10 protein-coding genes are annotated in these 14,498 nt (G+C 70.5%); 2 read left to right on the top strand and 8 right to left on the bottom strand.

Annotated elements, in window-relative coordinates; genetic code table 11:
* The 6 genes from PQ455_RS02435 to PQ455_RS02410 form a co-directional block, all read right to left on the bottom strand.
* Nucleotides 1-1,062 (bottom strand): glycerophosphodiester phosphodiesterase, encoded by a 1,062-nt coding sequence (locus PQ455_RS02435; RefSeq protein ID WP_273688882.1) that lies wholly within the window; start codon nucleotides 1,060-1,062, stop codon nucleotides 1-3.
* 23 nt (nucleotides 1,063-1,085) lie between these two features.
* Nucleotides 1,086-1,520 carry a sugar transporter gene (locus PQ455_RS02430; RefSeq protein ID WP_273688880.1) on the bottom strand — a complete coding sequence of 145 codons (435 nt, stop codon included), beginning with the start codon at nucleotides 1,518-1,520 and terminating at the stop codon, nucleotides 1,086-1,088.
* A 163-nt stretch (nucleotides 1,521-1,683) separates the two neighbouring features.
* Nucleotides 1,684-3,054 carry a cryptochrome/photolyase family protein gene (locus tag PQ455_RS02425; RefSeq protein ID WP_273688878.1) on the bottom strand — a complete coding sequence of 457 codons (1,371 nt, stop codon included), beginning with the start codon at nucleotides 3,052-3,054 and terminating at the stop codon, nucleotides 1,684-1,686.
* A complete protein-coding gene (locus PQ455_RS02420; protein ID WP_273688876.1) occupies nucleotides 3,051-4,613 on the bottom strand; it encodes an ATP-binding cassette domain-containing protein in 1,563 nt (520 codons plus the stop codon). Before PQ455_RS02420 ends, PQ455_RS02425 begins: the two co-directional genes overlap by 4 nt.
* Nucleotides 4,610-5,389, bottom strand: a complete 780-nt coding sequence (locus tag PQ455_RS02415; RefSeq protein WP_273688874.1) for an ABC transporter permease — start codon at nucleotides 5,387-5,389, stop codon at nucleotides 4,610-4,612. Before PQ455_RS02415 ends, PQ455_RS02420 begins: the two co-directional genes overlap by 4 nt.
* Complete coding sequence (locus PQ455_RS02410; protein WP_273688873.1) at nucleotides 5,386-6,300, bottom strand: ABC transporter permease; 915 nt, start codon at nucleotides 6,298-6,300, stop codon at nucleotides 5,386-5,388. The genes PQ455_RS02415 and PQ455_RS02410 overlap by 4 nt, the downstream gene beginning before the upstream one ends.
* A 326-nt stretch (nucleotides 6,301-6,626) precedes the next feature.
* On the opposite strand from PQ455_RS02410, the gene PQ455_RS02405 reads away from it, so the two are divergent.
* Together PQ455_RS02405 and PQ455_RS02400 are read left to right on the top strand one after the other, a co-directional pair.
* Nucleotides 6,627-7,880, top strand: a complete 1,254-nt coding sequence (locus tag PQ455_RS02405; protein WP_273688871.1) for a multidrug effflux MFS transporter — start codon at nucleotides 6,627-6,629, stop codon at nucleotides 7,878-7,880.
* Between the two features lie 125 nt (nucleotides 7,881-8,005).
* Complete coding sequence (locus PQ455_RS02400) at nucleotides 8,006-8,290, top strand: hypothetical protein (RefSeq protein WP_273688868.1); 285 nt, start codon at nucleotides 8,006-8,008, stop codon at nucleotides 8,288-8,290.
* A 63-nt stretch (nucleotides 8,291-8,353) separates the two neighbouring features.
* Here PQ455_RS02400 and PQ455_RS02395 read toward each other — a convergent pair whose 3' ends face one another.
* On the bottom strand, nucleotides 8,354-12,502 hold the full coding sequence (locus tag PQ455_RS02395) for a translocation/assembly module TamB domain-containing protein (protein WP_273688866.1): 4,149 nt from the start codon (nucleotides 12,500-12,502) through the stop codon (nucleotides 8,354-8,356).
* Nucleotides 12,502-14,487 carry an autotransporter assembly complex protein TamA gene (locus PQ455_RS02390; protein WP_273688864.1) on the bottom strand — a complete coding sequence of 662 codons (1,986 nt, stop codon included), beginning with the start codon at nucleotides 14,485-14,487 and terminating at the stop codon, nucleotides 12,502-12,504. Before PQ455_RS02390 ends, PQ455_RS02395 begins: the two co-directional genes overlap by 1 nt.
* Nucleotides 14,488-14,498 lie beyond the last annotated feature (11 nt).

The following is a 14,498-nucleotide window of genomic DNA, read 5'->3' as shown; positions in this document are numbered from 1 at the left end:
CTAGCCGTCCACCGCCGCGCGGCCAAGCGCCGGATCGTCGGTGAACAGCGCGTCGAGCCCAAGCGCGAGATAGCGCCGCATCTCGGCGATCGAGCCCGCCGGGTTGCGCGCATTCTCGCCCGCGTCGGAGCGGAAGTCGGCGGCGAGGAAGCGGTTTTCGGGGCGGAAAGTGTAGGGGCAGACCTGCAAGCCCGCCGCATGGGCATCCTCCACCACGCGGGTCGGCGCGCCGAGCCGGCCGTCGGCCCGGAGCGGGATCAGCGATCGGGTGCCCGGCGAGAGGATATCGGCATAGGCCGCGATGCTGCTGAGGCGGCCGGGTTGCAGCATGTCGCCGTAGGTCATCGCATCGCCCTTGGCGGCGCTGTCGGCGGGGCGGCCGTCCTCGCGTTCGATCAGCTGGACGAGGCGGATGTTGGGCCGCCGGCCGATCACCCCGCGCAGATAGCGCAGATTGGCCACCTCGAACGACTGGATCAGGATCGGCGCGGTCGCCGCATAGCGATGCGCGCCCAGAACCTTCAAAAAGCGATCCTCCAGCGGCAGGCCGATGCCGGCGAAATAGGTGGAATGTTTCAGCTCGGGCACCACCCCGATCGCGCGCCCGCGCGCTGCGCTCTCGGCGGCGGCGAAATCGAGCACTTCATCGAAAGTGACGATCTGGAAGGCGCCGTCATAGCCCCGGCTTTCCGGCCGCACCGCGCCGAGCCGTTCGGTGGCGCGCAGGGTCTTCAGCTCGGCGAGGGTGAAATCCTCGGTGAACCAGCCGGTCAGCTCGGTGCCGTCGATCCGCTTGGTCCGCTTGCGCCCGGCGAACGCGGGGTGCCCCGCGACATCGGTGGTGCCGCCGATCTCATTCTCGTGGCGGACGACCAACGCGCCGTCCTTCGTCGCCACCAGATCGGGTTCGATCATGTCGGCGCCGTCGGCGATCGCCTTGGCGTAGGACGCCAGCGTATGTTCGGGGCGCAGTGCGGAGGCGCCGCGATGGCCGATCACCATCACCTTGTCGCGCGCGGGCGAAGCCGCCTTCGACACGACGGCGAGCCCGCCGAGCGCCATCGCGCCGAGGGCCTCGCGCCGGTTCAGCGGAGCAGCCCCTTCTTCGCGGCCGCGCGGGCATAATAGACCTGGAACACGCCGATCAGGAAGATCACCGCCGGGAAGGCCGCCGCCTCGACCAGCCCCATCTTGCCGATCGCGTCCATCACGAACAGCGTATAGCCGAATTGCACGACGATCGCGGCGAGCGACAGCACGAACAGCGGCAGCGCGCTCCGCCGCCGCAGCAGCAGCGCCACCGCCCCGCCGAAGCCCGACGCCACCGCCAGCGCGAACACATACCACAGCCAGCCCGGCATCGACGTCCACATCTCCTGCTGGGCGATCGGCAAAGCGGCCAGCCGCTCGGGCGTCATCAGCATCTCGTTGACGAAGGACGCCAACCCCGCGAGCCCCCACAGGATCAGGATGATCGAGATGACGATGTGCGAACGGGGTGCGTTGCTCCAGGCTGCCATGATGTCCCTCCTTTGTTTGGGCGGATGATATCCCAATCGATCCTCCCCTGTAAGGGGAGGTGGCGGCCCGTAAGGGCTGACGGAGGGGTGTCACGCCATCGAGGGCGCGATACCCCTCCATTCACCCTGCGGGTGGTCCCCCTCCCCTTGCAGGGGAGGAACTTCAGCCGCGCATCTTCGCGTTCGCCGCCAGCGCCCGCGCCCGGCCCTCGACATGGCCGATCAATGGCGCCGGATACTCCTTCGGCGCGCACCCCGCCCCATGCGGATCGTGGATCACCCCGTCGCTCAACCCGGCCAGCTCCGGCACCCACGCCCGGATATAGCCGCCCGCATCGAACTTCGCCGATTGCGACAGCGGCGCCATGATCCGGCCGAACGGATTGGAATCGATCCCCGTCCCCGCGACCCACTGCCAGTTGACCGCATTGTTCCCGTAATCGGCATCCACCAGCGTATCCCAATACCAGCGTTCGCCGCGCCGCCAGTCGAGCAGGAGATGCTTGATGAGGAAGGAAGCGGCGATCATGCGGACCCGGTTGTGCATCCAGCCGGTCGCCCACAATTGGCGCATCCCGGCATCGACGATCGGATAGCCCGTCCGCCCCCTGGTCCACGCCGCGAAGTCGCGATCGGCAGTCTGCCCACGCCGCCACGGGAAACCGCCATAGGCGTCCCGCCCGTTGCGTTTGCCGTAATCGGGCAGGATATCGATGACGTTACCGGTGAAGTCGCGCCACGCCAGTTCGCGCAGGAAGGGTTCGGCGCCCGCCTTGCCGTCGAGCCGGTGCCACACCTGCGCGGGCGACAGCTCGCCGAAATGGAGGTGGGGCGAGAAGCGCGAGGTGCCCTCGATCGAGGGCAGGTTGCGCGCCTCGTCATAGTCCTCGACATGATCGACGAAGCGATCGAGCCGCCGTTTCGCGCCCGCCTCGCCGGGCGTCCACACGTCGAAGCCCTTCGACCAATCGGGCATGGTCGGCAGCAGATCCCAGTCCGCCAGCCGGTCGCTGGCGACAGGCTTGGAGACCCCCGCGATCTTCGTCGGCGCCCGCCGAGGCGCCTCGGGCGGCATCTGCTGGCGTAGCGCGCGCCAGAAGGCGGTGAACATGCGGTAGCGGCCGCCGGTGCCCGTCCGCACCTGATCGGGCGGGATCAGGCGGGTGCCCTGATGCAGCACGAGAAAGACCTTCTCGGCCAGCGCTTCCTCGGCCGCCTGCCACCAGGGTTCGTAATGGTGGAGCGCATGGACCTCGACCGCGCCGACCTCCCTGGCCACCTTCGCCACCTCGGCGACGGCATCGCCCCGGCGCAGGATCAGCGGCACCCCATGTTTGTCGAGCGCCTTGGCGAGTGCCGCGAGGCTATGGTGCAGCCACCAGCGTTGCGCGCCGCCGATCGCCCAATCGCCCGCGACTTTATCGTCCAGCACATAGACCGCCGCGACCGGCCCCGCCGAGGCGGCGGCCGCAACGGCGGCCTGATCGGCGAGGCGAAGGTCCTGGCGGAACCAGAGAAGGCGCGGGTCGGTCATGCGGAAACCTTATGGGAAGCGATTCCCGCCTCAACGAGCCGGCGGGTCGCCGGGTGCCGTGGCGCCGCGATCAGCGCGTCGGTCGGCCCTTCCTCCACGATCCGCCCAGCCTCGATCACCGCCGTCCGGTGACAGAGCGCCCGCGCCACGCCGAGATCGTGGGTGATGACGAGCAGGGCCAGCCCTCGCTCGCGCTGCAAGCGCGCCAGCAGGGCAAGGATGCGCCCGCCGACCAGCACATCGAGCGCCGAGGTCGCCTCGTCGAGCAGCAGCAGCCGGGGCTCGACCACCAGCGCGCGGGCGATGGCGACCCGCTGCGCCTGCCCGCCCGACAGTGTCGCGGGGCGGCGCGCGGCGAAATCGGGGTCGAGCCCCACCTCCGCCAGCATCGCCGCCACCTTCGGCGCGGGATCGGTGCCGGGGGCGAGGTGGCGGAGCGGTTCGGCGACGATATCGGCCACCGTCCACTGCGGATCGAGGCTGGCGACGGGGTCCTGAAACACCGGTTGGATCAGCCGGCGGGCATCGCGCGGGAAGCGCCCGCGCGGCGGCCATACCGCGCCCTCCCACGCCACCGTGCCGACATCGCAGGGGCCGAGCCGGGCGATGGCGCGGGCGAGGGTCGACTTGCCCGATCCCGATCCGCCGACGATCGCCAGACCCTCGCCGCCTGCGACCGTCAGCCCGGCCTCCGCCACCGCCGCGACCGTACCGCGCCGCCAGCCGGGCCGGGCGAAGGCCACGCCGATCCCCTCGGCCACAAGCAGGGGCGCGCCGACCGCCGGCAGATCGGGCGCCGGGCCATCCAGCGCCGGCACCGCCGCGATCAGCGCCCGCGTGTAGGGATCGGCGGGCGCGGCGAGGATCGCGGACGACGCCCCCTGCTCCACCACCCGCCCCTCGTTCATCACCAGCACGCGATCGGCGTGGGCGGCGATCGCGGGCAGATCGTGGCTGACGAGGAGTACGCCCAGCCCCTCCTCGGCGCGCAGCCGATCGATCAGGGACAGGATATCGGCGCGGATCGCGGCATCGAGCGCGGTGGTCGGTTCGTCCGCCACCAGCAGCTTCGGCCGCGCGGCGATGGCCATGGCGATCATCACCCGCTGGCGCTGCCCGCCCGACAGCCGATGGGGATATTGGTCGAGACGCTCGGCGGCGCGATCGATCCCGACCCGCTCCAGCGCGGCGACCATCTCGCCCCGCGACGGCGCGGCCGCCCCCGCCCGCACCCAGGCGCCGGAAAGCTGGCGGCCGACGGTCAGGTGCGGGGTGAGCGCGGTCAGCGGTTGCTGGAAGATGAAGCCGACGTTCGCGCCACGCAGCCGGCGCAGTTCGCGCTCCGGCCGGCCGATCAACTCCGCGCCCGCCAGCCGCGCCGATCCGGTGGCGACCAAAGGGGAGAGGCCGAAGGGGGCGAGGCATGTCTGGCTCTTGCCCGATCCCGAGGCGCCCGCCAGCGCGACGCACTCGCCGCGCCCGATCGTGAAGGACACGCCCTCGACGATGCCACGCCCGCCGGCCGCCACGCCGAGCCCCTCGACCGCATAGACCGTCACGCCAGCCGGTCCCGCAGCCGCTCGCCCGCGATCGTCAGGCAGAGCAGGATCGCGATGAGGATGCCGCCCGGCACCAGCAAGGGCGCCACCGCCACGTCCATATCGTCCGCTCCATCCTTCACGAGGATGCCCAGCGACGTCAGCGGCTCCTGCACGCCGAGGCCGAGGAAGGAGAGGAAACTCTCGATCATCACCACCTGCGGCACTGTCAGCAGCAGATAGGCCAGCGCGATGCCGGCGAGGTTGGGGAGGATGTGGCGCGCCACGATCGTCGCCGGGGGCGCGCCGGCGGCTTCGGCGGCCAGCACGAACGGGCGCTGCTTCAGCCCCATCACCTGCCCGCGCACGATCCGCGCCATCGTCAGCCACTCGACCGCGCCGATGCCGAGGAACACGAGCAGGATCGATCGCCCGAACACCACCATCAGCAGGATCACGACGAACATGAAGGGCAGCGCATAGGCCGCGTCCACCACCCGCATCATCGCCTCGTCCACCCGCCCGCCGATCCAGCCCGCCACCGCGCCCCACGCCACGCCGATGACGAGCGCCACCAGCGCGGCGGCCAGCGCCACGGCCAAGGTGATGCGCGTGCCGACCATCGCGCGGGCGAGCAGGTCGCGCCCGACGAAATCGGTGCCGAGCAGGTGGCCGTGGGTCAGCGGGCCGGCGCGGATCGCATCCCAGTCGATCGAATCGTAGGCGAAGGGCACGACCAGCGGCCCGAGCAGGGCGGCCGCCACGATCAGGCCGAGGAGGATCAGCGCGGCTTTCATCCCCGCGTCCTCGGATCGAGCCAGCCGTAGAGCAGGTCCGCGATCAGGTTGAACAGGATGATGAGGCCCGCGTAGAGGATCACCACCCCCAGCACGAGCGGGTAATCCCGGTTGAGCGCGCCCTGCACGAAATAGCGGCCGAGCCCCGGCAGCGCGAACACCGTCTCGATCACGACCGCGCCGGTCAGCAGCCCGGCGGCGGCGGGGCCGAGATAGCTCGCCACCGGCACCAGCGCGGGGCGCAGCGCGTGGGTGAGGAGGACGCGCACCGGCGCCAGCCCCATCGCGCGGGCGGTGCGGACATGATCCTGCGACAAGGCCGTCGCGAGGCCCGCGCGCGTGAGCTTGCCGACCGCCCCCGCCACCGGCAGCGCCAGCGCGACGACCGGCAGCACGAGATGGGCCGGCCCGCCCCAGCCCGACACCGGCAGCCACCCGGCGCGCAGCCCGAACAGCAAGGCGAGCGCCGGCCCGGTGACGAAGGTGGGCAGCACTGTCAGCACCGTGGCCGTCGTCATCAGCGCGCGATCGGCGAGCGAGCCCGCGCGGGCGGCGGCGTAGAGCCCGGCGCCGATCCCCAGCACCGCCGCCAGCAACAGCGCCAGCCCGCCGAGGGTGAGCGACACCGGCAGGCCCTGCCTGACCAGATCGGTCACGGTGAAATCGCGATAGACGAGCGACGGCCCGAAATCGCCCTGCGCCAGCCGCCACAGATAGCGCCCGATCTGCTCGCTTAACGGCCGATCGAGCCCGTAGGCCTGCATCAGCGCGGCGCGCGTGGCCGGATCGAGCGCCCGCTCGCCATCGAACGGCCCACCCGGCGCCACCCGCATCAGCAGGAAGGACAGGATGATGACGATCGCGAGGGTCGGGATCGCCGTCAGCAGCCGGCGCAACAGCAGGGCGCCCATCGCCTAGCGGGCTCCCCGGCGCTGGAAGTTCACGAAGTTCGCATCCTACAGCCCCGGATTTCCGCCACCGCGACCGCCGTTACGGCGATCGACTCCCGGTCATGTGCTGGCACGAACGCCAGCCTGTAGGACAGCGGAAATTTAACCCTCCCATGCTCCGGCGCAGGCCGGAGCCCAGGGTCACGCAGCGCGCCCCGGGCCACCCTGGGCTCCGGCCTGCGCCGGAGCACGTTCCGTATGTCGATATCAGCCGCCGGATGCACCTCCCCTTGCTGCATCGCGGCATAAGCGGCATAGGCCCCACGGCATCGGAAAGACTCAAGAACATGAACCAATCCCCCGAGAGGATCGGCCGGGCGCCCGATCCGGGGCTGCGCTTCCGCGAATTCGTCGGCCTCATCGCCGCCCTGATGGCGGCCAGCGCGCTGGCGATCGACAGCATGCTGGTGGCGCTGCCCGATATCGGCCGCTCGCTCGGCGTCGCCAGCGAGAATGATCGCCAGTGGGTCATCACGATCTTCATGCTCGGCTTCGGCGGGGCGCAGATCGTCTATGGGCCGCTCGCCGATCGCTATGGGCGCAAGCCCGTGCTGATCTGGTCGATGCTGGGCTTCGCGGTGATGAGCTTCGTCGCCGCCTTCGCCACCAGCTACCCGATGTTCCTGGCGGCGCGCTTCCTGGAGGGGATCGCCGTCGCGGGATCGCGCGTGCTGGCGGTGTCGATCGTGCGCGATTGCTATTCCGGGCGGCAGATGGCGCGCGTGATGTCGCTGTCGATGATGGTGTTCCTGGCGGTGCCGGTGCTGGCGCCGTCGATCGGCCAGCTGATCGTGTTCGTCGTGCCGTGGCCCGGCATCTTCGTGTTCCTGGGGCTGTTCGGCGCGATCGTCGCGACGTGGGGCGCGCTGCGGCTGAACGAGACGCTGCATCCCGAATATCGCCGGCCGATCTCGGTCTCGGCGCTGCTCTCGGGCTTCGGCGCGGTGCTGACGCGGCGCCAGTCGGTCGGCTACACGCTCGGCTCGACGGTGATCTTCGGCTCGCTGGTGGGCTATATCAGCTCGATCCAGCAGATCTTCTCGGACGTGTTCCACCAGCCCAAGATGCTGCCGATCGTGTTCGCGGCCGGCGCATCGATGATGGGCATGGGCGCCTTCACCAATTCGCGCATCGTCGAGCGGATCGGATCGCGCAAGGTAAGCCATGGCGCCCTGTGCATGTTCATCCTCGTGGCGGTCCTCCACCTGCTCCACAGCCGATCGGGCAACGAGACGATCTGGGTGTTCGGCCTGTTCATGGGCCTCCAGATGGCCTGCTTCACCCTGATCGGATCGAACTTCAGCTCGATGGCGATGGAGCCGGTCGGCGATCTGGCGGGCACCGCCTCGTCGATCCAGGGCTTCACCACCACGGTGGGCGGGGCGATGATCGGCTCCGCGATCGGCCAGAGCTTCGACGGGACGACCCAGCCGATGGCGATGGGCTTCGTGCTGGTCAGCCTGGTGGCGCTGGGGATCGTGCTGGTGACCGAGCGGGGCAAATTGTTCCGCCCGCACCATGTGGCACCAGCGCAGCTGTGACCCGCTTCTCCCCTCCCGCAAGCGGGAGGGGCAAAATATGGGTGTTGCATCGTGCAAACGCGGCCAGGCGGAATCGCCGCTTTCGCCCCAGTTGCGGACATTGAGAACGCAGCTAGGGTCTAGCTATGACGATCAATATGTTGCTCATTTGCGGAGGCATCATCGGGCTGATCTGCGGCTTCGTTATTGCCCGCCAGCGGTTCGGTTGCATTGCACTGTTAGTCGTTCCGATCGCCATGATCGTCTATGTTCGCCTCTGGCAGGAAGCTCACCCCGAGAATCTTCGTTCCACTAGCGGTCTCGATTTTGTCTTCGGCCCTCTTTGGCCAAGCCTAGGTGCGATTGCTGGATTTTACGCTGCAAGACTGCTGCGAGAATGGCTCGTAGGGCGAAATGGAGATGGCAGCTAACCACCAGTTAGCTGACGCATTTGACCGTATATGCAAACGGCATAATCCCCGAAGCCACGCCCCTCAATAATCGCGTGATACCCGCACGTTGGCGCTCTGGCGACCGATGGTGGAGACGGTCGACAGGATCGAGAGCCACCGCGTGATCTGGAACTCGACCCGCGTGGCCGAATAGCCCGCGCCGTCGCTGATCAGCTCCACATAGGTGCGCCGGCCGATATATTTGCCCGCCGCCACCGATGTGCCCTGCCCCGTCGTCACGTCGGCCGGCAGGATGCGGAGGCGATCGAGGCCGGTCGCGCGGCGGATCGCGTTGATCGGGTCGAGCCCCAGCCCGCCGCCGCCGCTGTCGCGCAGGGAGGCCACCGCCGCCGCCAGCTGCAATGCCTCGGGCGCGGACAGGTTGGTGATAGAGGTGCCGAACAGCAGGCGCGACAGCAGTTCGTCCTCGGGCAAAGCGGGGACGCTCTCGAAATTGATGAGCGGTTTCAGGCCTGTGCCGGTGACGCGGATCGTGGCGGACAGGCCCGAGATATTGGCCTTGGCGACGATATCCAGCAGCGGATCGGGCGGCGCCTCTCCGGTGAAGCGGATCAGGCCGCGATCGAGATCGAAGCGGCGCCCGGCGAATTCGTATCCGCCGCGCATCAGATCCGCCCGGCCGCCGATCGCGGGATTGTCTATCGTGCCGCCGATGGTGAGATCGGCGCGCCACTCGCTGTCGAGGCCGAGCCCCGTTACGGCCAGCCGGTTGCGCGCGCGGGCCTTCAGGTCGAGCTTCCACGGGGCGGGCGGCGCCTCCTCGTCCATGTCGCTGACGGGGCGGTTGATCTCGTTGACCTTAAGGCGCGGGATTTCGGCGGCGACGGCGCGGCCGAGGCGGAAGCGGCTCTTGTCGAGCGTCACGTCGCCCGCGATCGTGCCGCCCGAGGGATCGAGCGTCAGGCGCAGCGGGCCGGTGATCGTGGCGCCGATATCGTCGCGGTTGAGCAATTGCGCGGCCTTGGCGTCGAGCTTCATGTCCATCGTGAAGCCGCGTTCGGAGGAGAAGCCGAAGCTGCCCGTGCCGGCGACGGTGCCGCCGCCCGACGTCTCGCCCGCGACCCGATCGAGGATCAGCCGCGCGCCATCGAAGCGGCCGGCGATCGTGGCCTTCTGCACGACCGTGCCCGAGACGGCGCTCTCCAGCCTTGCCGCGTTGGAGCGCACGATGCCCCGGATCAGCGGGTTGGCGAGCGTGCCGCCCACGTCGGCGCCGATCGCGACCGGGCCGGTCAGGTCGATCGTCTCCACGCCCGTCAGCCGCCAGAGGATGTCGGCCGGGCCGTTGTAGCGCAGCTGGGCGAACAGGGGCGCGGCGTTGAGGCGATCGGCGATGGTGGCGCCACCGGCCAGCGGCGCCGCGCGGAACTGGGCGCGGCCGACCGTCTTGCCGCCCGTCGCCGCCACCGCCCGCCCCGCGAGGCCCGCCCCGTCGAGCTTGCCGACGAGGCCGAGATCGATCGGCGCGGAGGACATCACCAGCCCCGATCGGGTCAGGCCCCGGATCGTGAGGTTGGCGCTGCCCGTCGGCGTCGCCCCCACCCCCGGCGAGGCATAAGCGAAGCGGCCGGTGGCGTAGCCGCCGAGGCCGAGATTGGGCACCGCCACGTCAAGGACCGACAGCGGCATCCGATCGAGATTGCCGGCGAGTTCGACCGGCCCGCCGCCGAACCGCCCGGACAGCGCGGCCGACCCTCCGGCAAAGGTCATCCGCGTGGTGGCCAGCCGCCAGCCGTCCCCGTCGCGGGTCAGGCGGGCGGGCTCGCTCAGCTGGATCGGCTGGCGATCGATCGTGCCGCCGCCGGTAAGGGTCACGCTGTCCGCGCCGAGATCCGCCGCGCCATTCAGCACGAAGGCGCGGCCGCGCGAGCCGGCAATGCGCCCGCTGATCTTGCCGATGCCGTTCTTGAGCTGGAGCGTCAACGCCGCCCGCCCGATCCCGAGCGTTCCGCGCCGTACGCCGATGCCGAGCACACGGCCTTCGATCGAGGCGCCGGCCGGATCGGTCACCACCTCCAGATCGACCCGCCCGCGCCGCACCCGCACCGGCACGTCCATCGCAAGGGTCGCCCCCTGGAAGGCGAGGCGGGGCGTGATGCGCTGGCTGGTATCCTGATCGCCCCCGGCGGGCGCGAAGGCGATCGTGCCGTCGATGCCGCCGCCGGCCACCGCCAGTTCGCCCGTGAAGCCCTGCGGATCGGAACGCAGCCGCCCGCGCGCGGTCGTTCCCGATACGTCGAGCCGGGCGATGTCGATCACCGTGGGCGCGGCGGGCGGCATCAGGATGCGGCCGTCCGAGGTGAAGGCGCCGAGCGTCGATTGCCCGGCCGCGCGATAGGCGAAGCCCTCCGCGATCGGATCGAGCGTGGCGCGCACCGCCGCCAGCCCCAGCGCATCGAGCGGCGCATCGAGCAGCAGATCGACCTTCGGCTTGGCGATGTCGCCATCCAGCCCAAGGGTGAAGGCGCCATATTGCCGCTGCGTCCCCCGCCCCTTGAACTGGAACGTGCCGTCCACCCGGCGCAGGCCCGTGCCGGCGATGCGGATGGCGGGTGCGGTCAGCACCAGATTGCTGAAATGCATCACCCCATCGGGCGTGCGGCGCAGATCGGTGACGAGGCGCGGCAGCCCGCCCGCCAGCGAGCGGAAGAAGGCGTTGTCGAGCCGGCGAACCCAGGCATAGCCCTTGCCCGCCACGATCGTGCCGCGCCCGCCGGGGCCGGGAGACACCTTGAGATCGCTCTTCACATCGACCAGCCCGAGGCCGGGGATGAGATAATGGCCGATGCTGCCCGAGACGCTGACCGCATAGCTGCCGGTGACGAGATCGAGCGACAGGCCGAGCTTGCCCTTCAACTTGTCCGAATCAAACAACAGCCCGTCGCCGGTGAGCGTCTTGGCCGTCACCGCCAGCACGCCCTGCACGCGCAGATTGGCGAGGATGCCGCCCGCCACGTCACCCACCCCGGTTACCCGCCGCGCGGTGAGGCGGATCGGCACTTTCACCGGCGAGGGCGAGAATTGCCCCGCCCCCTCGGCGCGCACGCCATCGAAGCCGGTGTTATCGAACGCCACGCGCGGCGCGATCAGCCCGTAACGGAAGGCGGCGGTGGCAAAGGCGCCGTCGAGCGTGGTGGTCAGGCGGATGTCGCGACCGGTCATGTTGGGGAACAAGGCGCGCGGCTGGAGGAGGAAGGCGTCGATGCGGAAGGCGCGGAAGGCGCCCTCGGCGAAGTCGAGCGTGCCGCCCGCCGTCAGCCGCAATTCGGGCGTGTCGAAGCGGATGCCGCCCTGTAGCCGGCGATCGGCGAAGGTTGCATCGCCCGCGATGCGGATGCCGGGGCTGGCGAGGCGGCGCAGCTTGCCGGGCGCGAAGGCCTCCGCCGAGAGGCTGCCGCGCATCGTCGCCCGCCCGTCGCGCACGCCGAGCGCGATATCCGCCATCCGCCGCCCGTCGAGGCTGGCGCGGGCGGTGCCGTCCCAGCGGGTCCAGCCCCCCTTGCCGTCGATGGCGAGGGCGAGGCCGCGCTTCAGGCCGCCGACCGCGCCGATCGCCCCGCCCTGCGGCGCCGCGATCCGCGCGGTCAGCTCGAATCTATCGTCGTCGGGCGCGGCGTCGAGATGGACCTGCGCGCGATCGCCCAGCCGGCTCGATACCGCCAGATCGATCAGCGCGCGGCGATCGCGCAGGTCGGCGCGGCCGTCGATCGACGCCACCGTGGGCTTGCCGGCGATGGCCGGGCCGAGGCGCAGCGTTTTCACCGCCAGCCGGCCGATATGGATGTCGAAGCCCGGCAGGGTCATCGGCTGGCCGGTCGAGCGCAGCGCCGGCACGCGCGCGACGGTCACCAGATCGGAGGTCAGCCGCTCGATCTGGAGGCGGTTGTCGCTCCACGCCCAAGGCCGCCAGTCCAGCTCGATCTGCGGCGCCTCCAGGAAGAGCCCGTGCGTGTCGTACAGCCGCACGTCGCGCAGGGTCGCGCGGCGCCAGATCGAACCGTCGATCCGGCCGATGCGGATTTGCAGCCCCGAGGGGATGCGCAGCGCCGCGATGCGATCGGTGATGAGGCGGTGGCCGGGGCCGGTATCGACCGCGAGCAGGGCGAGGCCGAGGATCAGCACGATCGCCGCCAGCCCGATCCCGATCCACTTCACCACCCGCCGCGCCATCAGAAAGCCTGGCCCAGCGACACATAGACCGCGACCCGGCTCTCCCCCGGCCGCCGGCCGAGCGGGGTGCCGACGTCCACGCGGATCGGCCCGAAGCTGCTGTAATAGCGCACGCCCAGGCCCGCGCCGTAGCGCAGCCCGGTGAATTTCGGATAGGTCGTCGTGTAGAGATTGCCCGCGTCGAGGAAGGGCACCACCCCGAAGTCGCCGAAGCGCACCCGCGCCTCCAGCGAAAATTCCGCGAGACTGCGCCCGCCGACCGGATCGCCGAACGCATCCTCCGGCCCGATCGCCTGATAGCTGAACCCGCGCACCGATCCGCCGCCGCCCGCGTAGAAGCGCCGCGAGGGGGCGATGCGATCGCGCGAGGCGCCGAAGATCGACCCCAGCCGCACCCGGCCCGCGATCGAAGTGAAGCCGGTGACCGGCACATAGGCGCTGCCGTCCACCTGCCCCTTCAAATAGGTGAAGGTGCCGTTCTGCAACGACGCTTCCGGGGAAAGCCGCCCCGACAGGCGATAGCCGCGCATCGGATTGAGCAGATCATCCGACCCGTCATAGGCGAGACTCGTCGGCAGCGCGGCGATGGCGAAGGTGCGGCGGCGGCTGTTGCCCGCCAGATCGCTGTCGCGCTCGTCCGACGCGAGCAGTTCGGCGCCATAGCTCCACGTCCATTTCTTCTGCCAGATGATGTTGGTCTGGCGCTCGATCGATCCGGCGATCGTGAAGGTCTTGGCCTCATAGGCGTTGAGCTTGGAATTGCTGGCGCTGACGAGCGCGTTCAGCACCCGATCGCGCGCGCCGAAATTGCCCCGCCGCAGCACCGCGCCCAGCAATTGCTCGCGCGTGCCGAGAACGCCCCGGAAGGTGACCGCGCCCTCGGGCTTGATGAGGTTGCGATGCTGCCAGCTCACCTCCGATCGCACGCCCTCGCCGGTGGAATAGCCCAGCTCCCCGGCGATGGTGCGCACCGGCGCGCGGGCGAGCGTGACGGTCAGATCGACTTGGCCCGGCGTCTCCGACGGGGTCGGCACGATCTCGACCGAGGAGACCAACGTGGTCGTCACCAGCGCGCGGCGCAGATCCTCGACCAGCGCGGCATCATATTCGTCGCCGGGGCGGAAGCGGGCGATGCGGGCGACATGGTCGGCCGGAAACACCTCGCGCCCGCGCAGCTTGATCCGGCCGAAACGGGCGCGCGCGCCGGCCTCGACGGGCAGGCTCAGGGTCGCCGCATGGGCCTCGCGATCGACCGTCACGTCGGGCTCGCCGACCTTCCCGAAGGGATAGCCCTCGCGCCCGAGCGCCACCTTCAACGCGGCGATGCCGGCATTCACCCGCGCCGCGTCCACCGGATCGCCCGGCTTCACCGCGAAGGCCGCCGTCAGCGCCTCGGCCTGCGCGCCGGTCGCGTCGATGCCGGGCAGGCTGACGCTGGTGAAATCATAGGGCTCGCCGGGTTCGGCGGTCAGCGTGACGGTGGCGCTGCCGTCGGCGGCGGTGGCCAGCGCGGTCGAGACGGTGGCGTCGTAGCGGCCGGTCGCTTGCAGGATGTCGTGCAGCGCGCGCTCGTCCTCCTCGGCGCGGCGCTGGAGCTGGGCGCTGTTGGCGGGCTTGCCCTCGCCCTGCTTCAGCACGGAAACCTGATGGAAGAGGGTGCGGACGCCCGGCTCGACCCCGTCGATCCCGGCCAGCACCACGCGATAGCGTCGCTCACGCGCGGCATCGTCGGGGGCGGCGGCGGCATCGGCCGGGATGGCGGCGTCGGGCGCCTCCAGATCGGGCCAGTCGACGCCCAGATCGGGCATCGGCGCCAGCGGCGAAGCGGGGTCGATCGTGTCGGTCAGCGGCAGATCGGCCGGCGATGCGGGGGCGACCACCGGTGGCGGCGGGGCCGCCGGTTGCGCGCCCGCCCGCCCGCACGGCATCGCCACAACGGCGAGCGTCACGAGAAATTGCAGGTGACGCGCAGCCGGCCGGGTCATCACCCCTGCCC

Origin of the sequence: Sphingomonas naphthae (assembly GCF_028607085.1) — a bacterium.
Taxonomy (GTDB): Bacteria; Pseudomonadota; Alphaproteobacteria; order Sphingomonadales; family Sphingomonadaceae; genus Sphingomonas_Q; species Sphingomonas_Q naphthae.
This window is presented reverse-complemented; position numbering and strand designations above follow the sequence as displayed.